The organism is Nocardia sp. NPDC004260 (assembly GCF_053603155.1).
Map to the genome: position 1 here is coordinate 1 of NZ_JBSGEZ010000003.1, position 22,083 is coordinate 22,083.

The 22,083-nt window shown below is 69.2% G+C and carries 22 protein-coding genes and 1 pseudogene; 15 read left to right on the forward strand and 8 right to left on the reverse strand.

Features of this window, described 5'->3' with window-relative positions:
• Window positions 1-112 precede the first annotated feature (112 nt).
• A complete protein-coding gene (locus tag ACWEO7_RS02850; RefSeq protein ID WP_450023344.1) occupies window positions 113-1,153 on the reverse strand; it encodes a polyprenyl synthetase family protein in 1,041 nt (346 codons plus the stop codon).
• Between the two features lie 223 nt (window positions 1,154-1,376).
• Between ACWEO7_RS02850 and ACWEO7_RS02855 the strand changes: the two genes are divergently transcribed.
• From ACWEO7_RS02855 to ACWEO7_RS02865, 3 genes and pseudogenes are all read left to right on the forward strand, one after another.
• On the forward strand, window positions 1,377-2,645 hold the full coding sequence (locus ACWEO7_RS02855) for a geranylgeranyl reductase family protein (RefSeq protein ID WP_452420275.1): 1,269 nt from the start codon (window positions 1,377-1,379) through the stop codon (window positions 2,643-2,645).
• 16 nt (window positions 2,646-2,661) lie between these two features.
• A pseudogene (locus ACWEO7_RS02860) lies at window positions 2,662-3,089 on the forward strand (helix-turn-helix domain-containing protein).
• A 58-nt stretch (window positions 3,090-3,147) separates the two neighbouring features.
• Complete coding sequence (locus ACWEO7_RS02865; protein WP_067810448.1) at window positions 3,148-3,585, forward strand: VOC family protein; 438 nt, start codon at window positions 3,148-3,150, stop codon at window positions 3,583-3,585.
• A 43-nt stretch (window positions 3,586-3,628) separates the two neighbouring features.
• Here the strand turns inward: ACWEO7_RS02865 and ACWEO7_RS02870 are convergent, their stop codons facing one another.
• Window positions 3,629-4,135 (reverse strand): DUF2505 domain-containing protein, encoded by a 507-nt coding sequence (locus ACWEO7_RS02870; protein WP_450023309.1) that lies wholly within the window; start codon window positions 4,133-4,135, stop codon window positions 3,629-3,631.
• A 39-nt stretch (window positions 4,136-4,174) separates the two neighbouring features.
• On the opposite strand from ACWEO7_RS02870, the gene ACWEO7_RS02875 reads away from it, so the two are divergent.
• The 5 genes from ACWEO7_RS02875 to ACWEO7_RS02895 all read left to right on the forward strand — a co-directional run bounded on the left by ACWEO7_RS02875 (window position 4,175) and on the right by ACWEO7_RS02895 (window position 11,262).
• Window positions 4,175-4,648, forward strand: a complete 474-nt coding sequence (locus ACWEO7_RS02875) for a DUF3592 domain-containing protein (protein ID WP_452420277.1) — start codon at window positions 4,175-4,177, stop codon at window positions 4,646-4,648.
• Window positions 4,649-4,757: 109 nt separating this feature from the next.
• On the forward strand, window positions 4,758-5,900 hold the full coding sequence (locus ACWEO7_RS02880) for a glycosyltransferase family 4 protein (protein ID WP_452420279.1): 1,143 nt from the start codon (window positions 4,758-4,760) through the stop codon (window positions 5,898-5,900).
• Window positions 5,901-5,974: 74 nt separating this feature from the next.
• On the forward strand, window positions 5,975-6,679 hold the full coding sequence (locus ACWEO7_RS02885) for a demethylmenaquinone methyltransferase (protein WP_450023303.1): 705 nt from the start codon (window positions 5,975-5,977) through the stop codon (window positions 6,677-6,679).
• 102 nt (window positions 6,680-6,781) lie between these two features.
• On the forward strand, window positions 6,782-10,963 hold the full coding sequence (locus tag ACWEO7_RS02890; protein ID WP_452420281.1) for a molybdopterin-dependent oxidoreductase: 4,182 nt from the start codon (window positions 6,782-6,784) through the stop codon (window positions 10,961-10,963).
• A 176-nt stretch (window positions 10,964-11,139) separates the two neighbouring features.
• Window positions 11,140-11,262 carry a hypothetical protein gene (locus ACWEO7_RS02895; protein WP_452420283.1) on the forward strand — a complete coding sequence of 41 codons (123 nt, stop codon included), beginning with the start codon at window positions 11,140-11,142 and terminating at the stop codon, window positions 11,260-11,262.
• A gap of 13 nt (window positions 11,263-11,275) precedes the next feature.
• Here ACWEO7_RS02895 and ACWEO7_RS02900 read toward each other — a convergent pair whose 3' ends face one another.
• The gene (locus tag ACWEO7_RS02900) at window positions 11,276-12,310 is read right to left on the reverse strand and encodes an aldo/keto reductase (RefSeq protein ID WP_452420631.1); all 1,035 of its coding nucleotides are present in this window, start codon (window positions 12,308-12,310) and stop codon (window positions 11,276-11,278) included.
• A gap of 113 nt (window positions 12,311-12,423) precedes the next feature.
• On the opposite strand from ACWEO7_RS02900, the gene ACWEO7_RS02905 reads away from it, so the two are divergent.
• Window positions 12,424-13,044: a TetR/AcrR family transcriptional regulator C-terminal ligand-binding domain-containing protein gene (locus ACWEO7_RS02905; protein WP_452420285.1), complete on the forward strand. Its 621-nt coding sequence runs from the start codon at window positions 12,424-12,426 to the stop codon at window positions 13,042-13,044.
• On the opposite strand, the gene ACWEO7_RS02910 is transcribed toward ACWEO7_RS02905, so the two are convergent.
• On the reverse strand, window positions 13,041-13,643 hold the full coding sequence (locus ACWEO7_RS02910) for a TIGR03086 family metal-binding protein (RefSeq protein WP_452420287.1): 603 nt from the start codon (window positions 13,641-13,643) through the stop codon (window positions 13,041-13,043). The genes ACWEO7_RS02905 and ACWEO7_RS02910 overlap by 4 nt on opposite strands.
• A 126-nt stretch (window positions 13,644-13,769) precedes the next feature.
• Here ACWEO7_RS02910 and ACWEO7_RS02915 point away from each other — a divergent pair, with 126 nt between their 5' ends.
• Both ACWEO7_RS02915 and ACWEO7_RS02920 read left to right on the forward strand, forming a co-directional pair.
• Window positions 13,770-14,018 (forward strand): hypothetical protein, encoded by a 249-nt coding sequence (locus ACWEO7_RS02915; protein ID WP_356962536.1) that lies wholly within the window; start codon window positions 13,770-13,772, stop codon window positions 14,016-14,018.
• 129 nt (window positions 14,019-14,147) lie between these two features.
• Window positions 14,148-14,372 carry a hypothetical protein gene (locus ACWEO7_RS02920; protein WP_450023293.1) on the forward strand — a complete coding sequence of 75 codons (225 nt, stop codon included), beginning with the start codon at window positions 14,148-14,150 and terminating at the stop codon, window positions 14,370-14,372.
• 8 nt (window positions 14,373-14,380) lie between these two features.
• Here ACWEO7_RS02920 and menD read toward each other — a convergent pair whose 3' ends face one another.
• The 3 genes from menD to ACWEO7_RS02935 form a co-directional block, all read right to left on the reverse strand.
• The gene (menD, locus tag ACWEO7_RS02925; protein WP_452420289.1) at window positions 14,381-16,024 is read right to left on the reverse strand and encodes a 2-succinyl-5-enolpyruvyl-6-hydroxy-3-cyclohexene-1-carboxylic-acid synthase; all 1,644 of its coding nucleotides are present in this window, start codon (window positions 16,022-16,024) and stop codon (window positions 14,381-14,383) included.
• 542 nt (window positions 16,025-16,566) lie between these two features.
• Window positions 16,567-17,013 (reverse strand): DUF6918 family protein, encoded by a 447-nt coding sequence (locus tag ACWEO7_RS02930; RefSeq protein WP_355072006.1) that lies wholly within the window; start codon window positions 17,011-17,013, stop codon window positions 16,567-16,569.
• A gap of 74 nt (window positions 17,014-17,087) precedes the next feature.
• Entirely contained in the window at window positions 17,088-17,744 is a 657-nt protein-coding gene (locus ACWEO7_RS02935; RefSeq protein ID WP_355072005.1) for a PaaI family thioesterase, read from the reverse strand.
• A gap of 187 nt (window positions 17,745-17,931) precedes the next feature.
• On the opposite strand from ACWEO7_RS02935, the gene ACWEO7_RS02940 reads away from it, so the two are divergent.
• The 3 genes from ACWEO7_RS02940 to menE all read left to right on the forward strand — a co-directional run bounded on the left by ACWEO7_RS02940 (window position 17,932) and on the right by menE (window position 20,717).
• Window positions 17,932-18,825 (forward strand): 1,4-dihydroxy-2-naphthoyl-CoA synthase, encoded by an 894-nt coding sequence (locus tag ACWEO7_RS02940; protein WP_452420291.1) that lies wholly within the window; start codon window positions 17,932-17,934, stop codon window positions 18,823-18,825.
• A gap of 1 nt (window position 18,826) precedes the next feature.
• Complete coding sequence (locus ACWEO7_RS02945; RefSeq protein ID WP_452420293.1) at window positions 18,827-19,219, forward strand: VOC family protein; 393 nt, start codon at window positions 18,827-18,829, stop codon at window positions 19,217-19,219.
• 337 nt (window positions 19,220-19,556) lie between these two features.
• Entirely contained in the window at window positions 19,557-20,717 is a 1,161-nt protein-coding gene (menE, locus tag ACWEO7_RS02950; protein ID WP_452420295.1) for an o-succinylbenzoate--CoA ligase, read from the forward strand.
• Window positions 20,718-20,740: 23 nt separating this feature from the next.
• Here menE and ACWEO7_RS02955 read toward each other — a convergent pair whose 3' ends face one another.
• Window positions 20,741-20,911 (reverse strand): hypothetical protein, encoded by a 171-nt coding sequence (locus tag ACWEO7_RS02955; protein ID WP_452420297.1) that lies wholly within the window; start codon window positions 20,909-20,911, stop codon window positions 20,741-20,743.
• A 115-nt stretch (window positions 20,912-21,026) separates the two neighbouring features.
• Between ACWEO7_RS02955 and ACWEO7_RS02960 the strand changes: the two genes are divergently transcribed.
• On the forward strand, window positions 21,027-22,019 hold the full coding sequence (locus ACWEO7_RS02960; RefSeq protein WP_452420299.1) for an ATP-binding cassette domain-containing protein: 993 nt from the start codon (window positions 21,027-21,029) through the stop codon (window positions 22,017-22,019).
• Window positions 22,020-22,083 lie beyond the last annotated feature (64 nt).

A 22,083-nucleotide genomic window follows, 5' to 3' on the forward strand; every position in this document is an offset into this window, starting at 1 on the left:
GATAAGCTTCGTAGTCGAGAGGGAAACAGCCCAGATCGCCGGCTAAGGCCCCTAAGCGTGTACTAAGTGGAAAAGGATGTGGGGTCGCGAAGACCTGGAAATCGAATACAGCTCAGCCCACGCGTTCGATGGTGTAGCGGACCAGCCGCTCCAGCGCGTCGTTGGCGGGGCCGCCGGGCAGGGCGGACAGCTCGGCGTAGGCGAGGTCGGCGTAGCCCTGGAGCTTCTCCTTGGCCAGCGCCATGCCGCGGGAGTCGGCGAGCAGGTCGAGCGCCTCTTTCACCTCGTCGTCGGTCTCCAGCGGACGCGCGAGCAGCGCGCGCAGCCGGTCGCCGTCGACGCCCTCCTCGCGCAGCGCGTACAGCACCGGCAGCGTGTGTACACCTTCGCGCAGGTCGGTGCCAGGGGTCTTGCCGGACTGCTCGGAGGCGGAGGAGATATCGATGATGTCGTCGGAGATCTGGAAGGCGGTGCCGACCGCGTCGCCGAGGCGGGCCAGTCGCTCGACGTGCTCGGCATCCGCACCCGAGAAGGTGCCGCCGAAGCGGCCTGCGGCGGCGATGAGCGAACCGGTCTTCTCCCAGACCACGCGCAGATAGTGCTCCACGGGGTCCTGGGATTCGCGGGCGCCCATGGTCTCGCGCATCTGACCGGTGACGAGTTCGGCGAAGGTCTCGGCGATGATGCGCACCGCGTCGGGACCGAGGGTGGAGGTGAGCCGGGACGCGTGCGCGAACAAGTAGTCGCCCGCGAGGATGGCGATGTTGTTCCCCCACCGCGAGTTGACGCTCGGCGCGCCGCGGCGCATCGGGGCCTCATCCATCACGTCGTCGTGGTACAGCGTCGCCAGGTGCACGAGTTCGACGACGGTGCCCGCGGTGACCAGAGCGGGATCGGCGGGGCGCGGGCCGAGCTGTCCGGTGAGGATGGTGAAGAGCGGACGGAATCGCTTGCCGCCGGCCTTGGCCAGGTGCAGCGCCGCCTCCTGGAGGAATTCGGCGCCGTCGGACAGCTCGTCGACGAGGAGTTTCTCCACGTCCGCCAAGCCATTGCGCACGGTGTCGGCCAGCCCGACGTCACCGAGATCGACCCCGGCCACGACCGTGCCCGCGTCGCTCCCGGCTTCGCTGTGCCCGCCGTGCGCCGTGTCCATGATTCGCTCGCTGCGCTCGCTCATGGCCGATGTGCTCATTCCTTCTCCCAGCGATGCGTCCGACCCCACGGTAGAGAACCTAGCGTGTCCCCGTCGGATGGCCCATGAACACCGTCACTCTGTGGCGGATCGTCCACTGTCGCACCGCCTCGCTGGTGACCGTCCACGACGCGAGCGCGACCGCCGTCGACATCGGCGAGACGGCCCTGCGAGTATGGACCGCATGGGTTCACCGGAAGCGAGTCCCGCGCCCGACGAGGACGCGTTGCCCAGCCGGGCCGAGGTGCTGGTCGTCGGCGCGGGCCCGGCCGGATCGGCGTCGGCGGCCTGGGCGGCGCGGGCCGGACGGGACGTAGTGCTCGTCGATTCCGCCGTTTTTCCCAGGGACAAGACCTGCGGTGACGGGCTCACCCCGCGTGCGACCGCCGAATTGGAGCAGCTGGGGCTCGGCGATTGGGTGCGCGCGCACGTCGTCAACCACGGCCTCCGGATGACCGGCTTCGGTCGCGAAGCGCTGCTGAACTGGCCGGGCGGTTCCTTCCCCACGTACGGAAGCGCGGTTCCGCGAACCGAACTCGACGACAAGTTGCGCGAGACGGCGGTGAAGTCGGGCGCGCGCATGGTGGACGGGACGAAAGTAATGGATGTCACCCGGGAGGGTGACCGGGTCACGGGTGTGACGGTGCGTACGGCGGGCGGAACGCGCACCATCGCCTGCCGGACGCTGGTGGTCGCCGACGGGGTGCGTTCGCCGATCGGGCGGCTGCTCGGCCGCGTCTGGCATCGGCAGTACGCCTACGGCACCGCCGCGCGGGCCTACATCAAGTCCGGCCGCAGCGACGACCAGTGGATCACCTCGCATCTGGAGTTGCGCGACGCCTCCGGCGAACTGGTTCCCGGTTACGGCTGGGTGTTCCCGCTCGGCAATGGCGAGGTGAACATCGGTGTGGGGTCGCTGGCCACGGAACGTCGCCCTTCGCACATCGCGTTGAAGCCGCTTTTGGCGCACTACACCGCGCTGCGGACCGAGGAATGGCAATTCGAGGGCTCGCTGCGCGCGGTCGCCTCGGCCCTGCTGCCGATGGGCGGGGCGGTCTCGAACGTCGCGGGGCGCAACTGGGTGCTGATCGGCGACGCGGCGGGGTGTGTGAACCCGCTGAACGGCGAAGGCATCGATTACGGCTTGGAGGGCGGCCACATGCTGGCCGGCCTGCTGGACGAGCCCGACTTCACCACGATCTGGCCGCAGACCCTGCGCGCTCGCTACGGACGCACGTTCTCGGTCGCCCGTCGGATCGCGGGCCTGGCCACGCACCCGCGCATGGTGCCGCTGGGTGGTCCGCCGGTAATGCGGTCGAAGTACTTGCAGCGCACCGCGGTCCGGGTGATGGGCAATCTGGTGACCGACGAGGACGTCGACCTGACCGCGCGGGCGTGGCGGATGGCGGGCCGGGCATCGCTGCGCTTCGACGAGCGTCCGCCGTTCGCTTAGGGACGAGGGCGGCGCGATGGGCGGACAACGAGCGCGCGGCTTGCCCGCGCTGTATCTGCTCCCGCATCTGCGCCGGGCCTCGGACCTCGCGGACCGCCATTACGCCGACCCGCTCCATCTGGAGGAACTGGCGGCGGCCGCCGGGGTGTCGAAATACCACTTCCTGCGCGCGTTCGCCGCGGTCTACGGCCGCACCCGGCCGTGTACCTGGCCGAGCGGCGCATCGAACGCGCCCAGGACCTGCTGCGCTCGACCAATCTGACGGTCACCGAGGTGTGCATGCTGGTCGGCTACAGCAGCCTCGGCTCGTTCAGCAGCAAGTTCCGGCAGCTGGTCGGGGTCACGCCGTCGGAATACCAGGCGAAGTTCGCCGACGGCGCTCCGCGCATCCCCGGCTGTTTCGTGTTCATGCACGGGCTCTCCGACCGCAAGCCGCCCGGCTGACCGAACGGCGCAATTTCGGAGAAGCCGGTGGCGCCGCGCCCGCCATAGCGTGGACCGCATGACGACGATTACGAACGTTTCCCTGGTCACGGTGTACGTGACCGACCAAACCGCCGCGAAAGAGTGGTACGTCGACAAGCTCGGCTTCGTCGAGACCAGCGACGTCACCATGGGCGACAACGGTTTCCGCTGGGTCACGGTCGCGCATCCCGCGCACCCCGAGCTGGAGATCACGCTGATGCTTCCCGGCCCGCCGCTGGACGAGAACTACGCCGACGCCGTCCGGCGGGCGCTGGCCAACGGCACGCACGGCTCGCTCGGCCTGCGGACCGAGAACTGCCAGAAGACCTTCGAGGAGCTCACCGCCAAAGGGGTGGAGTTCGTGCAGCCGCCCGCCGAACGGCCCTACGGGACCGAGGCGATCATCCGGGACAATTCGGGAAACTGGCTGGTCCTGGTGGAGCCGAAGGAGTTCTCGCCGCAGGACTTCGCCTAGGCCGCGACGGCGTTGCCCCGGCACGCTGGGGCAACGCGCTCGCTCAGGCGGTCGACTCGGCGGACAGCCAGTCCTCGATGCATTTGCGCTCGCCGTTGAGCACCCGGTGGAGCAACTGCTCGGCGAGTGGCTCGATCGCGCCGCCGACCACGAGAACCTTTACCCGCACGGTGCCGACGACCTCGATCTCGGAACCTTCCGCGGTGGAACGGATCTCGTAGGACCCCGACATCGCGGTGTTGATGCCGCCGGTGGAGACCTCGAAAGTGCCTTTGGCGACCTCGCCGACCAGCGGCTGCCAGTTGTCGGTGCGGGAGAAGGTGAGTTCGCTCTTGAGCACCTTGCGGACCAGCGCGGGCACCTTGTCCTTCGGAGCCTTCTCGGTCATATGGATGCGAATGGTGCCCGCGCCGTCGGGATGCGACAGGTCAACTGTCGCCGTCTCCGCCTCGGCGAAGCGGGAGCGCCAGACGTCGTCGGTGATGAGTGCCCGGTGGAGATCTTCGACCGGGACTGTGTACGGCACGGTGAAGCTGAATTTTCGGGACATGGCCGCCACCGTAGCCGAGCCGATCGGTAGCCTGTGGCGGTGTCGGAAACCAGCCAGTTCACCAGGCGGCCGATCCGCCTGCGACGGGCCAGGATCGGCGTGTTGATCGCCGCGGCGGCGGTGAGCGTGCTCGTCGGGCTGCTCGTGCTGGCCGCGTGGCGCAACGATTATCTGATCAGCTCGGACAAGGGCAGCACCACGGCCGAGGTGCTCTCGGCGGGACGGCTGCGCTCGGCGGTCATGTACGTCACACCGGACGGCGAGACGCACAATCCGAAGGTCGGCGTGCTCTATCCGACCAACTTGACCGCGGGCGAGCGGATTCGTGTGGAGTACCGCCGCAGCGACCCGGACCTGGTGCGGGTGGAGGGCCGCGACGTGCGCGTCGCCATTCCGCCCGCGTTGTCGGTGATCCTCGTGGTGTGGCTGCTCGCGCTGCCCGCGCTGTGGTTGCTTTCCCGCGCGGGTAGACGCGGTCCCGCGCCGGTGGTCAGGCCCGCGCCGCAGGCCTGAGATCCGCGTCACCGGGAAAGCCGCCGGAGTTCCGATAGTTCGCCGGATCTTTCCGTGCGCTTCACTTCGGCGTGGCGGCGTGGCGCGGTGTGGCGGTCACGCTGGGAGCGTGCGTGTAGCGATCGTCACGGAGTCGTTCCTGCCGAACATGAACGGCGTCGTCAACTCGGTGCTGCGGGTGCTCGAACACTTGGACCGGAACGGGCACGAAGCGCTGATCATCGCGCCGGACACCCCCCGCGGACAGCCCGCCGCATCGCGCCACTACGAGCGCTTCCCGGTCCACCGGGTACCCGCGGTCATGGTCCCGAAGGTCAGTTCGCTGCCGGTCGGGCTGCCCCAGCCGGGCATCGTCTCGGCCATCGAGGACTTCGACGCCGAGGTGGTTCACCTGGCCTCTCCGTTCCTGCTCGGCGCCGGCGGCCTCGGCGCGGCATTGCGGCTGGACCTGCCCACTGTCGCGGTATATCAGACCGACGTGGCCGGCTTCGCCAAGAGTTACGGGCTCGGGCTGGCGAGCCGTGCCGCCTGGGGTTGGACCCGGCGTATCCACGAAGGCGCCACCCGCACGCTGGCCCCGTCCCGGGCCGCCGCAGAGGACCTGGCCAGGCACGGCGTCCCGCGCGTGCACCGGTGGGGGCGCGGCGTCGACATCGCGCGGTTCACGCCGAGCGCCCGCTCCGCGGAACTTCGGGACGCCTGGCTCGCGGGCCGGGACCGCCTGCTGGTGGGCTTCGTGGGGCGGCTCGCGCCGGAGAAGCACGTCGAGCGGCTCGCGGTGCTGGCCGCCGACCCGGACATCCAGCTGGTGATCGTCGGCGACGGGCCGGAGCGTCAGCGGCTGGCCCGGCTGATGCCGACCGCGGTGTTCACCGGCGAACTCGGCGGCGGCGAGCTGGCGCGGGCGTACGCCAGTCTGGACGTCATGGTGCACGCGGGTGAACACGAGACGTTCTGCCAGGGCGTGCAGGAGGCGCTGGCCTCCGGTGTCCCGGTGATCGGTCCCGACGCGGGCGGTCCCCGCGACCTGATCGCCCACTGCCGCAACGGCTATCTGCTTCCGGTGGACCGCTTCAGCGAGTTGCTGCCCAGTGCTGTCGGGGCGCTGCACGATCCGGAGCTGCGGACCCGGTTCGCCGGGGCGGCGCGGAAGTCGGTGCTGTCGCGGACCTGGCCCGCCATCTGCACCGAGTTGATGGGCCACTACACCGAAGTGACCGGCGCGCGGATTCGGTTGCCGCATACGGCATGAACCCGGCCGAAGCATGACGGAGGTATCCACGCGCCGCGCTCGGTTCGTAACAGACCGCGAGTTAGGGTCTTCCCGTGGCGAAAACGCAATCGAACCGGGCCTCGTTGGACAAGCAGCCGCGCGAAGTCGCGGCGATGTTCGATGGCGTCGCCCGGCGCTACGACCTGACCAACACGGTGATCTCCGCCGGACAGGATCGCTATTGGCGCTGGGCGACCCGCAAGGCGCTGGCGGCGCGGCCGGGCGAGCGGCTGCTCGACCTCGCGGCGGGCACCGGTGTATCCACCCTGGAACTGCAGAAATCCGGGGCGTGGTGCCTCGCAGCCGACTTCTCCAAGGGCATGCTCAGCGCGGGCCGGTTCCGCGACGTACCGATGGTGGCGGCCGACGCGATGGCGCTGCCGTTCGCCGACGACTCTTTCGACGCGGTCACCATCTCTTTCGGGCTGCGCAACGTGGCCGACACCGACCTCGCCCTGCGCGAGATGCTGCGGGTCACCAAGCCCGGCGGCAGGCTGGTGGTGTGCGAGTTCTCCGCGCCGGTGCTGCCGGTGTTCCGCACGGTGTACCTGGAGTACCTGATGAAAGCGCTGCCCAAGGTGGCGCGCGTAGTGAGCAGTAATCCCGAAGCCTACGTCTACCTGGCCGAATCGATCACGGAGTGGCCCAATCAGCGCAGGCTGGCGATGCGGATCGCGGCGAACGGGTGGTCGTCGGTGAAGTGGCGCAACCTCACCGGGGGCGTAGTGGCCCTGCACCGCGCCTACAAGCTGGACTGAGCCGGAGATCTGGATCACACCTCACCGACCGATCCGGAAGCGGTGAGGAGGAATGTCACCTGGCGATAACGCGAGGTAAATCCGGCGCAATCGGCGGTCCGCATGATCGGAGACATGACCGATCCAGTGACCGGCCGCGGCGACGGCACCGCCCGAACGGCGTGCTCGTACTGCGGCGTCGGCTGCGGGATAACGGTGTCGACCGCCGCCCACGGCGCGGGCAAGCCGGTGATCGCCAAGGTCAGCGGTGACAAACTGCATCCGGCGAACGCGGGCAGGCTGTGCACCAAGGGGGCGACCCACGCGGAGTTGATGCGCACCCCAGGACGGATGGAGACCGCCTACCGGCGCTTCGAGCGCGGCCAGGTTCCGGTGCCGTTCCCCGTCGACGAGGCCGTCCACGAGGCTGCCACTCGCTTGCGCGCGATTCTCGACGAACACGGTCCGGACGCGATCGCGCTGTACGTCTCCGGGCAGATGTCGCTGGAGGCGCAGTACCTCGCGACCAAACTCGCCAAGGGTTATCTGCGCACGGTGCACATCGAGGCGAACTCGCGACTGTGCATGGCCAGCGCGGGCACCGGGTACAAGCAGTCGCTCGGCGCGGACGGACCGCCGGGCTCCTACGACGACTTCGAGCACGCGGACCTGTTCTTCGTCATCGGCGCGAACATGGCCGACTGCCACCCCATCCTTTTTCTCCGGATGGCCGATCGCCTGAAGGCGGGGGCGAAGCTCATCGTGGTCGACCCGCGCCGCACCGAGACCGCCGCGCGCGCCGACCTGTTCTTGCCGATCGCGCCCGGCACGGATCTCGCGCTGCTCAACGGTTTGCTGCACCTGCTGGTCGCAGGCGGCCACATCGACGCGGAGTTCATCGCCGAGCACACCGAGGGCTGGGACGCGATGCCGGAGTTCCTGGCCGACTATCCGCCGGAGCGCGTGGCCGAGATCACCGGACTGGCCGAGGCCGACATCCGGACCGCGGCCGAATGGATCGGCGCGGCGGGCGAGTGGATGTCGCTGTGGACGATGGGACTCAACCAGTCCACACACGGCACCTGGAACACCAACGCGCTGTGCAACCTGCACCTGGCCACCGGCGCGATCTGCCGTCCCGGCAGCGGGCCGTTCTCGCTCACCGGGCAGCCGAACGCGATGGGCGGGCGCGAGATGGGGTACATGGGCCCCGGCCTGCCCGGCCAGCGCAGCCTGCTCTCCGCCGAGGACCGCACGTTCGTGGAGACCGCGTGGGAACTGGCGCCCGGCACCCTGCGCACCGAAGCCGGGCCCGGCACGGTGGAGATGTTCCGTGAACTGGCCGAAGGAACGATCAAAGCGGCCTGGATCATCTGCACCAACCCCGTCGCCACGGTGTCGAACCGGAAGACCGTGATCGCGGGGTTGGAGGCGGCCGAACTGGTGATCGCCCAGGACGCCTACACCGAGACCGCGACCAACGCCTACGCCGACCTGCTGCTCCCCGCCACGCTGTGGGCGGAGGCCGACGCGGTGATGGTGAATTCCGAACGCAACGTGACCCTCCTGCAGCAGTCGGTCCCGCCCATCGGCGACGCGCGGCCGGACTGGCGGATCATCGCCGACGTCGCCACCGCCATGGGATTCCCCGGCTTCGACTTCGCCTCCAGCGCCGAGATATTCGACGAGATCAAGCGGTTCGCGAATCCCGCTACCGGCTACGACCTGCGCGGCGTGAGCTATGCGGCGCTGCGCGAAGGGCCGATGCAGTGGCCGTGCCCGGAGCCGGACCGCAGGCGCAACCCGATCCGTTACGTCAACGACGGCGTCAGCCAGACGCTGTTCGTCGACGAGAACGGCCACCGGCCCCGGCTGGCCTTCGCCACGCCGAGCCGCCGTGCGGTGTTCTGGCCACGGCCGCACCTGCTGCCGGAGGAGATGCCCGACGACGACTACCCGTTCCTGCTGAACACCGGCCGCCTGCAGCATCAGTGGCACACGATGACCAAGACCGGCAAGATCGACAAACTGACCAAGCTGAACGGCACACCGGTCGTCGAGGTGCATCCGGCCGACGCCGAGCGGCTCGGTCTGCGCACGGGCGACCAGCTCGAGATCGCCTCCCGCCGTGGCCGTGCGGTGCTTCCGGTGCAGGTCAGCGACCGAGTGCGGCAAGGCGACTGCTTCGTGCCGTTCCATTGGAACGACGAGCAGGGCGAATACCTGACCATCAACGCGGTCACCAACGACGCGGTCGATCCGGCCTCGCTGCAACCGGAGTTCAAGGCCTGCGCGGTGGCGCTACGCCGGGTGGCTTCCGTGCCGCAGCCGCAGGCTCCCGCCGCGCTGCCCGCGGCTCAGGCGGCGCACCCGCTGGCCGCCACGCTCGGCCTCGGCAGCGGCACCGCCCCCACGCTCAGTGAGACCGAGCGGATCTACCTCAGCGGCTATCTGGCGGCGCTGCAAGCGCTTCCGGTGACCGGCCAGCCCGTGCTTCCGGAGACGGCGCCGATGTCCGCGCACACCAGGCTGTGGGTCGACGGGCTGCTGGCCGGGATGTATTCGCGTAGTGCGGCGACCACGACGGACACGGGCGCCGCCGCTCGCACGGTCACCGTGCTGTGGGCCTCGCAGACCGGCAACGCCGAAGAGTTCGCCGCCGCCGTCGCGGCACATCTCGCCGAGCACGAATTCACACCGCGCCTATCGAACCTGGACTCCTGCGACCCGGGTGCGCTCCAGGGCGACGTGCTGGTGGTCAGCAGCACGTTCGGCGACGGAGGTCCGCCGGACAACGGAGCCGATTTCTGGGATCGGCTGGCCGCCAGCGTCGTGCGGCTGACCGGGGTGCGTTACGCCGTGTTCGCGCTCGGCGACTCCTCCTATAACGACTTCTGCGGTTACGGTCGCAAACTCGACCAGAAATTCGCCGAACTGGGCGCGACCCGATTGCTCCCGCGCGTCGACAGTGAACCCGACTACCAAGACGCGGCACAGCGCTGGCTCGATGACGTGCTCGCCGCCTTGGGCGACGGCCCGGCCGAGGACCCTGCCGATTCGCCGCTGACCGGTGCGGCCACGCCGAGCCGACCCACGCCCCGTTGCGGCGGGGTGGCCACAGTGGAGTCGCCGAGCATCGCCCCGGCACTCGGCCGCACCCGCGCCGCACCGTTCACCCGCGCCGCGCCGCTGCGTGCCGCACTGGTGCGCAACGAGTTGCTCTCCGCCGCGGGAGCACCGAAAGAGGTGCGCCGCTTCGCGTTCGATCTACGCGGCTTGGACGTCGCGTACGAAGTGGGCGATTCGCTGGGCGTCTGGCCGCTGAACAGCACCGCTCTGGTCAGCGAATGGCTGACCGCCACCGGGCTGGACGGTCGCCGCGTGGTAGAAGTCGACGAACGCGAAGTTCCTTTGGCCGATGCGCTGCGCACGCACTTCGACATCACCAAGGTCGGTCCGGATCTGCTCGGCTTCCTCGCCGAGCGCAACCCCAGCGGCAAACTCGCCAAACTGCTGCGCCGAGACAATCGCAACGAGCTGGCGAACTACCTGTGGGATCGGCAGGCCGTCGACGTGCTGCGCGATTTCCCCGTGCGGGCCGATCTGGTGGAGTGGCTCGGCACTCTGAAAAAGCTGCAGCCGCGCCAGTATTCGATCTCGTCGAGTCCGCGGGTCAGCCCGGACGAAGTGGAGCTGACCGTTGGCATCGTGCGCTACGGCGACCCGGCGGCCACCGGCTCGGCGGCGCGGCGCGGCGGCGTTTGCTCGACCTTCCTCGCCGATCGCGCCGACCTCACCGACACGGCGGTGCCGATCTTCCTGCAGCGCGCACCGCATTTCCGTCCTCCGGCCGACCCGACCGCGCCGATGATCATGGTGGGCCCCGGCACCGGCATCGCCCCCTTCCGCGGATTCCTTCAGGAGCGCAGGGCCCTCGGCTGCACCGGGCGCAACTGGCTGTTCTTCGGCGATCAGCACGCGGCGCACAATTTCTACTACCGCACCGAGCTGGAGGACATGTTCCGTTCCGGCTTCCTGACCCGGCTCGACCTGGCCTTCTCCCGAGACCAGCGGGAACGGATCTACGTGCAGCACCGCATGATCGAGCACGGCGCCGAGCTGTGGTCCTGGCTGCGCGACGGCGCCCACTTCTACGTCTGCGGCGACGCCAGCCGTATGGCCAAGGACGTCGACGACGAGCTCCTACGAATCGCCCGCATCCACGGCAAACTCGACGAGGACGGCGCACTGGCATTCAAGAAGCAACTCGTCGCCGAAAAGCGTTACGTCCGCGACGTGTACTGACCGACCGTATCGCCAGGCCACAGCGCCCCACATGGCGTCCCACATATCGTCGAACGCAACGAGGCGGCGCTGACTCCGCCGATCGCCATGCGGTTCTCGCCCGACACGCTGCTCGCGTACTACCGGCGTATCCCGCAGGACGGTTCACAAGGCAGCGCCACAACTTCGTGGGACTGGTGGATGGTGCTGATGTCCACCACCTCGGTGAGGCGATGTACGACCTGGACCGCCTCGGCGGTCCGGCCGTGATCACGATCGGCAAGTTCGGCTGCACCGCGACGCCGACCCGAGCGAACTGATCGTTCGACACGCTCACACCGCGGGCGGGTTCAGCCGGGTGAAGTCCGGGAGCCGGTAGTACGGGTAGTAAGGGTAGGGCGGGGTGGTGGCGCTGGCTTTGTCCAGGCGGGCGATCTGGTCGGCGTCGAGTGCCCAGCCGATCGCGCCGAGGTTCTGGCGCAGTTGCTCCTCGTTGCGGGCGCCGACGATGACCGTCGCGACGGTGGGGCGGCGCAGCAGCCAGTTGAGGGCGATCTGCGGGACCGTCTTGCCGGTTTCGGCGGCCAGCTCGTCGAGGACGTCGACCACGTCGTAGAGCTTCGCGTCGTCTACCGGAGGGCCCGCCGCGGCGGTGCGGTGCAGGCGGCTGCCTTCCGGAAGCGGTTGTCCGCGGCGGATCTTGCCGGTGAGCCTGCCCCAGCCGAGCGGGCTCCAGACCACGGCGCCGACGCCCTGGTCGCGGCCCAGCGGCATCAGCTCCCATTCGTAGTCCCGCCCGACCAGTGAGTAGTAGACCTGGTGCGCGACGTACCTGGTCAGCCCGTTGCGATCCGCCGCGGCAAGGGATTTCATCAGCTGCCAACCCGCGAAGTTGGACGCGCCGACATAGCGGATCTTGCCCGCCCGCACCAGATCGTCCAGCGCGGCGACGACTTCCTCGACCGGCGTGCCCGCGTCGAAGGCGTGCAGCTGGAACAGATCGATGTAGTCGGTGCCCAGCCTGCGCAGCGATCCCTCCACCGCACCGATCAACCTGGCCCGGCCGGAACCGGCGTCCCGCGGACCCGGTCCGGTCGGCAGCGTCGCCTTGGTGGACAGCAGCACCCGATCGCGTCTGCCCTTCACGGCGGCGCCGAGCACTTCTTCGGAGGCGCCATCGGAGTAGACGTCGGCGGTGTCGAACATGCTCACGCCTGCGTCCAAACTGATGTCGACCAGCCGTCGCGCCTGTTCGGCATCGGTATCGCCCCACGCACCGAACAGTTCGCCGCGCCCGCCGAAGGTGCCCGCACCGAAACTCAACACCGGGACGTGCAGGCCCGACGCGCCGAGCCGCCGGTACTCCATTTGCGTCTCACCCGTCCGCACGTTCACTGGACCACCCCCCTAAAGGGTCTGTAGTTCCATTAACACTTCGGACGGTACACCCCTTCGCGCGTAAATGAAACTGGAGTACCGTTATGCCCATGGATGACGCGACCCCCGGCTCTGTCCGGCCCGGCGGACGGACCGCCCGGGTCCGCGCGGCCGTACTGCGAGCCGCGGGCGACCTGCTGGCCGAACGCGGCTTCGCCCACTTGGACCTCGCCGAGGTCGCCACGCGCGCCGAGGTCGGCAAGACCACCGTCTACCGCCGCTGGCGCACACCCACCGGCCTGATCGCGGACCTGCTGGTCGACATGGCCGAGCAGTCGCTGCCGCACGCCGACACCGGCTCGCTCCTCGGCGATCTCATTGCCAATGCCCGCCTGGTCGCGAAAACCCTGTCCGATCCCCGCCAAGGCAGGCTCTTCCGCGCCGTGATCGCGGCCGCCACCTGCGACGAGTCCACCGCGGCCGCCCTGCGCCGCTTCTACGACGTGCGTCTCACCGAATGGTCGGCCTGCGTGGCGGCCGCCATCGCACGCGGCGAAGCGCCCGAGCGCACCGACGCACGCGCGGTGCTGTCCGCGGTCTCGGCACCGCTGTACTACCGGCTGCTCGCCAGCGGCGATCCGATCGATGACATCGTGGCGGACCGCGCGGCCCGCGCCGCCGTCGATGCCGTACGGGCGGGCACGTTCGTGTCCGCCGCCGACTAGCCGAGCACCGCTCCCCGGTCACCCGCGGCCCAGTCGGCGCGGCGACCGGTGAAAGCGAGGACTCGTTCCAAGGCGGTGGCATCGGCCACGACCGGCACCACCGGCCCGAACAGACCGGGCACCCCTTCGGCGGGTGTGCCGCTCAGCATGTCCAGCAAGGTCGCCAGATCTTCGGCGGCACACGAAAACGGCTGACCGGTGGCCTTCGCGAGATCCCAACCGTGCACGACCACCTCGTCCAGCGCGATCCTCGCCATCACCGGGGCGGGCTCGTTCACCCCACCCGCCTCCGTGTCGCCGTCCCAGGCCGCCGGCTCCCGCCACGCCGCCACCAAGGCATCGAGCTGCGCCGGAATGCGCTCACGCCAGTCCTCCGCCAAGGCGCGCTCGGCAGGGGCGCCGGGCGCGACGGAACCGCCGACGGCCTCCTTGGTCGCCGACTGACGGAATGCCTCGGTCAGATCGACTACGTGGGCGAGCAGATCGCGGACCGTGGTGTCGGCGCACGGTGTCGGCGCCGTGAGCTGGTCGTCGGCGATGCCGCCGACGACGGTCGCCAGAGTGGCGGCCGCGGGCTCGAAATCGAACTCGGGATTCATCGGGCCTCCTCGGGGTGTGGACGTCTCCGGAAATAGAGACGGAACGAGACGCCGAAATTGAGCGGCGAGGCGTTCCGCAATCAACCCGTAGCGGCGAAAAGCCCTGGAAAAGCGGACAATTGAAAGATGAAGGGTGATCGGGTGGAGATCGTCGTCGACGTCGGCGACGGGTCCCGCAGTTACGAGATCGCGGCTACCCGAGCGGGTAGGCGGGTCGAGGTCAGGATCGCGCGAGGCGTGGTCGAAGTCAGCGAAGTGACGCGATCGGGGACGGCCGTGCGGACCGCGCGGTTCATGGCCGGGCGCATGCTCGCGCTGGTCGAACACCCCGCGGACGCGACGGCGGCGCGGGTGGGCGAAGCGCGACAACACTGAGCGCCGGGTGCTTGCCGTACGCCCGGACCGCGGGCATCCTCGATGCAGTCCGAGTTGATCGTCCGCCTCGATTGCGGCGTGCCACGACGGGTATGCCGATCGAGAGGCCTACGCGGAGAGGAGCGCACGATGTCAGATCCCCTTGCCGACGCGATCCCGGAGGCCGATCTCGCCGAGCAGTCCATTCCGGCGTATCCGGAGGAGCCAGTGCTCGACGACGAGCCCGAGGAAGACGAAGCCGTCGTACGGGCGACTCTGGAACGCGACACCTTCGAGGCGAACCCGGCGGACGTCATCGAACAGTCCATCCCGGTTCCGATCGATGACGAACCCGAGGACGAATCCGGCTACTGACCGCCCGGTCAGGGCTGGATCTTGGCCCGCACCGTCGCGTGTAGTTCCCGCAAGCTGGACCGCTCGGTGGCCACCTCGAGCACCCGCATGCCATGGGCGTTCCCGGTCAGCTCGACCGCCAGCTGCTGCGGATCCACCTGCCGGTGCGGGATGCGATAGGCGGCGCACAAGGCGGCGAGATCCATGCCGTGCGGGGTGCCGAAGACTCGCTCGAACACGCCCGCGTATTGCGGATCGCCCTGCTCGAGCAGTTCGAAGATGCCGCCGCCGTCGTCGTTGGCGACGACGATGGTCAGATCGGCGGGCCGCGGCTCGCCCGGCCCGATCAGCAGGCCGGACGCGTCGTGCAGGAAGGTCAGGTCACCGATCAGGGCGATGGTGCGCCCGTCGTGGTGCAGAGCGGCGCCGACCGCGGTGGACACCGTGCCATCGATACCCGCTACGCCGCGATTCGACAGCACCCTGATCCCCGGACGCGGATGCGACACCAGCGCCGCGTCCCGCACCGGGTTCGAGGCGCCGAGCAGGAGTTGGTCACCGTCGCGCAGCGAGTCCATCACGACCGCGGCGACGTGCAGCCCGGTCGGCTTGGGGTGCCGCGCGAGTGCGCCACGCACCACTTGGTCGGCTCTCGCGTTCAGTTCGCGGCAGCGCTCGAGCCATTGTGCGCTGGGTGCGCCCACGGTGACGGCGCGGGTACCGGTGCCGACCACGTTGCCGGACACGTCGGGCCAACGCGGACCGGTGGTCAGCGCGTAGACCCGGACGTCCGGGTCGGCGAGCACCTTCGATACCTGCCGGTGCAGGGTCGGGCGGCCGGTGATGATCGCCTGCGTCGGCCGCAACAGCGGCAGCACGAGGGGATGCAGCGCGGGACCGTGCATGGGGGCGGTCGGCTCGGCGACGGTGGGCAGATGCGCCAGCTCCGGCCGCAAGCCTGCGCCGTGTCCGGAGATCACGACCGTGTCGGGCGTGAGGTCGAGATCGAGCGGCACGTCCAAGGTGGCGTATTGGGTGTCGGTCCAGGCGCACTCCCCCGCGCGGCCCGCCGGAGCCGTTTCACCCGGTTTCAAGTCGGGGACCAAGGGCTCGCGCAGCGGTACATCGAAGTGCACCGGGCCCGCGTTGCCGGAGCGGGTACCGCGCGCCGCCGCGAGCACCCGGCAGACCGCCGAGCGCCACTGGCTGTTCTGCCGGCCGTAGGGCGGGTGCTCGGCGTCGCCCGGCTCCTCCTCCGCGAGACCGAGCGAGATGGTAGCGCGAACCTGGCTGCCGAACAGGCCGAACTGTTCGACGGTCTGATTGGCGCCGGAGCCGAGCAGCTCGTAGGGCCGGTTCGCGCTGAGCACCACCAACGGGACCCGAGCGTAGTTCGCCTCCAGCACGGCAGGCCCGAGGTTGGCCACCGCGGTACCCGAGGTCATCACGACCGGGACCGGGAGCCGGCTCGCGATCGCGAGCCCGACGGCGAGGAAGCCCGCCGTTCGCTCGTCGATCCGCATGTGCAGGCGCAGTCGCCCGGCCGAATCGGCGGCTTGCAGGGCGAATGCCAGCGGAGCGTTCCGGGAGCCGGGGCACAGGACGACATCCCGCACGCCCCCGCGCACGAGTTCGTCGACGACGACCTGCGCTTGTGCTGTAGACGGGTTCACGCCTCCAGACTGGCAGACAGTCGACCAGAAGTCCGCGCCGGGAGGTTCGCAATCACACTGTGTCGTCGCACACGGGCCCATTCGCGGCCGGGTTGACTTCCAATGGCGGCAAGCTCCGAGCGAAATCGTCATAGCGATCGGCCGCGAGTAACAGCAGTGCGGCCGACATATGACGGCGGCCACCACCAGGTCAACGGCCACCATGCCGACAAAGCCGCCAGCGCAAACACCCGGACAGCACCCCGGAAGACACACGAGGAAGCCGCAGATCTGGCCTCATCCGCAACCGCAGACGCTGAATCTTTACGAACACGACACCTGAGGCAGGGCTCAGACCGTATCCCGCCTCGGCACGCGACAGCACCGGCTCAACTACCGGTTTCGAGCGAAGCGAGACCGAGCATGCGCCGTTCGCGGCCCGGCTCGCGTCCGAGTGGCCGCCGCGTCCGCGACGAAGTCGCCAGCGGTGGTCGCTCGGACGCGAGCCATAAGGGGGCCGCGAACACCCAGCGCCGCAGGCGCTGGAAAAACGACAGAGCTGATTACCCGGCGTGCTTCTGGATCAGGTCGCCGACCCGCGGCAGCGCCTCGATGACGTTCTTCTTCGCCGAGGAACGCATCGAGGAGTAGACCTTCTGCAGGGCAGGGCGGCTGGAGGACTCGGCCCGGGCGTCGGTGACGGCGAGCAATGCCTCGGCGACCTCATCGGACTTGGCGACGAGCAGATCGGCGAACTTGCCGGAGCCCGACGCCGTGTACTCCTGCCAGAACGGCTCCAGCTGCGCGACCAGCTTGGGCGCCAACGACTCCAGCGCATCGGGCACGATGGACGGGCTGATCTTCTTGACCGCCGCGTAGCCACCCTTCACAGCCAGGCCGGACGCACCACCCTTGTCCGACACCTCGGCGTCGAGAACCTCGACGGCATCGGCAAGGAAAGCCGGGCGCTTCGCGTCGTCGAGCAGGGATTCAGACAGTGCTGCAACCACTTTCAGGTTCCTCCGGATCGGTATCGATGAACGAGCGAGGGCAACTATACGTGCCCGCGCCAGCATTCACCCGGCTACGGCTGCCACGGTAGCAACTCGACCATCAGACCTTCGCAGTCTGCGAGGAGATCGCCCTGCTCATCGAGCAATTCGGCGGTGATAAAAGTTTTTCGTCCTTCGATCCGATCGACCCGTCCGCGAACCGTCAGTTCCGTCTCGAGCGGAGTGATCTTGCGGTAGTTGACGTGAAGATACGCGGTGCGGCTGATCGGCCGTCCGGCGTAATGCACGATCATGCCGAGCAGATCGTCGAACAGCAGCGGCAGCACACCGCCGTGCGCGGCGCCGTTGCCGCCGAGATGGAAGCGGCGGAACACACCCGTCATCTCGATGCCGTCCGGCCCCGCCTCGACCACCCGCCACGGCAACAGCAGAAGGCTTCCCCGCCCGGGCAATTCGACCGCGCGGCCCGCCGGTCCATGCAACTCGGGGGCGCGGTAGGGCTCGAGCAAGTCGATCAGCTCGCGGGCTTTGGCCTGCGCGGCCCCGAAGACATCGTCCGGTGCGTTCGCGCTCACCGCGAGATCCTGCAACGTCCGCATGGCTTCGATGAACCCGCCGAAGTTCGGCCCGACCTTCGCGGGTGTGACCTTCGGAAACCCGCCGTGCTTCTCGTACCGGGATCCGTCCACCGCGCTCCGGTCTATAACCGGTTTCACTCGCTCGCTCATACTTGCACGGTAACGCGTAGTTTTACACCGTCAAATCAAAGTCTCGCCAACCCTGCGCGGAATTCCCGGGTTCCCGGCGATTCGACCGCACCGCTCGCCTCCGCGGTGGTTGGAACGCAAGTCCCGGTCGTCGCCGCTCCCGGGCCCGACCACGACTTTCGAGCGAAGCGAGACCTAGCATTGCCCGGTGACGTTCAATCCGAAGCTGTGGCGCCCCGTTCCGGGATTCGAGAACCTGACCGACATCACCTATCACCGGCACATCGAGCAGGGCACCGTGCGTGTCGCGTTCGACCGGCCGGAGGTGCGCAACGCGTTCCGCCCGCACACGGTCGACGAACTCTACCGGGCACTCGACCACGCGCGGATGACTCCGGACGTCGGCGCGGTGCTGCTCACCGGTAACGGCCCCAGCCCCAAGGACGGCGGTTGGGCCTTCTGCTCCGGGGGTGACCAGCGCATCCGCGGTCGCAGCGGATACCAGTACGCCAGCGGCGAGACGGCCGACACGGTCGATCGGGCCCGCGCGGGCCGCCTGCACATCCTGGAGGTGCAGCGGTTGATCCGTTTCATGCCGAAGGTGGTGATCGCGCTGGTGAACGGCTGGGCCGCGGGCGGAGGTCACAGCCTGCACGTGGTCTGCGATCTGACCTTGGCCAGCCGCGAGCACGCCCGGTTCAAGCAGACCGACGCCGACGTGGGCAGCTTCGACGGCGGCTACGGCAGCGCGTACCTGGCCAAGATGGTCGGCCAGAAGTTCGCCCGGGAGATCTTCTTCCTGGGCCGCCCCTACACCGCCGAGGAGATGCACCAGATGGGCGCGGTGAACAAGGTCGTCGACCACGCGGAGCTGGAGGACGTCGCGCTGGAGTGGACCGCCGACATCAACGGCAAGTCCCCGCAGGCGCAGCGCATGCTGAAGTACGCGTTCAATTTGCTCGACGACGGACTCGTGGGCCAGCAACTTTTCGCGGGCGAGGCGACCAGGATGGCCTACATGACCGACGAAGCCGTCGAGGGCCGCGACGCGTTCCTGCAGAAACGCAAGCCGGACTGGACCCCCTACCCCTGGTACTTCTGACATGGACATCCTCAGCAGCCGGATCATCCTGCGGCCCGCCGACTACCAGGCCACGCTCGCGTTCTACCGGGACGGGCTGGGACTGGCCATCGCGCGGGAGTATCCGGGCGGCACGGTCTTCTTCGCGGGACAGTCGCTGATCGAGGTGGCCGCGCACGGCGGGTCCGGAAAATCGTCGTCGTTCGAGGGCGCGATCTGGCTCCAGGTGCGCGACGTCTCCGCCGCCGCCGTGGAACTGGCGCTGAAGGGCATCGCGATCGATCGCGCCCCCGTCGAGGAGCCGTGGGGTCTGCACGAGATGTGGATACGCGATCCAGACGGGGTGCCGATCGTTCTGGTGGAGGTCCCCCCGTCCCATCCGATCCGGCGGGATTCCCGCTGGCAGGCGCCGTAGCAACGGTTCCATTCGGTAGTTCGGCGGGCCGCACCGAGTTGCCAACGCGTCGACCGGCGAGGACGATAACGCTCGGATGGCCACCCGACCGCCGACGTCCGGGCCGGCTGTGTCCGTGTCCCGTCCGACGAGTGAATCGCAGTCTCGATGCCTGTCCCACTTGATCCCCGATCCGACCGGGTGGCCGCGCTATGGGCGCGCCACTCCGGCATACCGACCCGTTCCGCACGCGGCGGCGCGGGCATGACACGATCCCTACCGTGAGGGAGTGCAGCGAGCGAGCCATGGGCACAGCGGCTCTGGGCACCACCGAGCCGGGCAAGCGGCGAGGCATGGCATGACCAAGAAACTGCGTACCTTGCCGATGCCGACCGGGTCCGGTCTCGGCGACGTCATGCCCCACCTACGGGAGGCGCTGGAAGGTAACGGGGCTGCCTGGCTACCCATTCCCACCAGCGATCGGCGCGAGGCTAGGCGCCTGAGCGACGCTTTGTCGCCGGGCGAGCCGATCGACGAAGACATCGCTCTGGTGGTGACCACCTCTGGCACCACGGGCATACCGAAGGGCGCGATGCTCAGCTCGTCGGCCCTGCGCGCCAGCGGCACCGCTACCCACGACCGGCTCGGCGGCCCCGGCACCTGGTTGCTGGCCCTGCCGACCCATCACATCGCCGGTATCCAGGTGCTGTTGCGCAGCATCCTGGCGGGGACCGAACCCACCGTGCTCGACGTGTCCGGCGGATTCCTGCCCGAGGCCTTGGCGGGCGCCATCTCGGGTATGCGCGGTGAGCGGCGCTACACGGCCCTGGTGCCGACTCAGCTGATCAAAGCGTTGGAGTCGCCGGTCGCCGCCACCGCGCTGGCCCAGCTCGACGGTGTGCTGGTGGGCGGCGCGGCCACTCCGCTGCCGGTCTACGAGCGCGCGCGAGCCGCGGGCATCACCGTGGTGCGCACCTACGGCATGAGCGAGACCTGCGGCGGTTGCGTGTACGACGGCGTGCCGCTGGAGGGCACGAAGGTCCGTATCGAAGAGGGCCGGGTGGTGCTGGGCGGCGCGATGATCGCCTCCGGCTACCGCAATCAGCCCGACCATCCCGCCTTCGCCGAGCCGGGCTGGTTCCGCACCGAGGACGCGGGCACCTTCGACAACGGCGTATTGAGCATCACCGGGCGGCTGGACGAGGCGATCACGACCGGCGGCCTGCTGGTGATCCCGCAGGTGGTCGAGGCCGTGCTGATCAACCACCCGGCCATCAGGGAGGTGGTCGTCCTCGGCTTGCCCGACGAACGGCTCGGCCAGCGCGTCGCGGTCGCGGTGATCCCCGCGCCAGGCGCCACCCCCAGCCTCCCCGAGCTGCGCGAATACGTCTCCGCCGAACTGGACTCCATCGCGGCCCCCCGCGAACTAGCCGTCCTCGACGAATTCCCGCTCCGCGGCCCCGGCAAGCCCGATCGCGCCAAACTGCGCGAATACCTCTTGGCCGAGTCGACCCGCTAGCGGATCGCCGGGCAGCGCACGCTTTAGCGGCCTGCCGCCACGGGTTGCATTTTCTCGACGCCTTCGCGGCCCCTGATCGTCGTACCACTGCCGACGAAGACGCCGTCGGCGAACAGCGCGCCGACACCGGCGAAATCCCCGGCGTCGACCAGCTGGCCACCGCAGTGGCCGCCGCGTCCGCGACGAAGGAGCAAGCGGCGGTCGCTCGGACGCGAGCCACAAGAGGGCCGCGAACACGCCGCGACGAAGTCGCGGCCATAACAGCACGGCGCAAGAGCCGTGCAAGTCTGGGCATCCACAGTTGTCCACATGACTTCTTTCGCACCCACTTCAGCGCTCGCCGTCGAGGCGGACGGCCTGGTCAAGGTGTTCGGGGAACAGCGGGCCGTCGACGGTGTGTGCCTGGCGGTGCCGCAGGGCTCGGTGTACGGCGTGCTCGGACCGAACGGCGCAGGCAAGACCACGACCATCCGCATGCTCGCGACCCTGTTGCGACCGGACGGCGGCAGCGGACGCATCTTCGGCCACGACGTGGTCGCCGAGCCGACGGCCGTCCGCTCGCTCATCGGCGTCACGGGGCAGTACGCCTCGGTCGATGAGGACCTGAGCGCCACCGAGAACCTGATCGTCTTCTCCCGACTGCTCGGCCTGAGTCGCGTCGACGCCCGGCGCAAGGCGGCCGAGCTGCTGGAGGAGTTCGACCTCACCGAGGCGGCGAACAAGCCGCTGCGGCACTTCTCCGGCGGTATGCGACGCCGCCTCGACCTGGCGGCCAGTCTCATCGCGACCCCGCCGCTGCTGTTCCTCGACGAACCGACCACCGGGCTCGACCCGCGCACCCGCGCCCAGATGTGGGAGACCATCCGCCGCCTCGTCCGCGAAGGCGCGACGGTGCTGCTCACCACCCAATACCTCGACGAGGCCGACCAACTGGCCGACCGGATCGCGGTGATCGACCGCGGCAAGGTGATCGCCGACGGCACGGCCGACGAACTGAAGGCCTCCGTGGGCGGTTCGTCGCTGCATCTGACGCTGGTCGATCGCGGCCAGCTCGACGAGGCGCGCCGCATCATCGGCGATTTCCTCGGCGTCGAAGCGCAGATCACCCCGGAGGCCGGGCGGCTCACCGCGCCGCTGGCCGACGCGGGTGTCACCGCCGATCTGCTGATCCGACTGCGCGAGTGGGAGGTCGGCATCGATGAGATCACTGTGACCAAGCCGAGCCTGGACGAGGTCTTCCTCACCATCACCGGCCACCCGGCCGAGGACACCACCGACGATTCCGCGAAAAGCGCGGCATGAGCGTCCGGACCGCAGGCGGCAGCCTGCGTGACCACGCCGGATCCCGCGCACGCAGAGAAGGAGC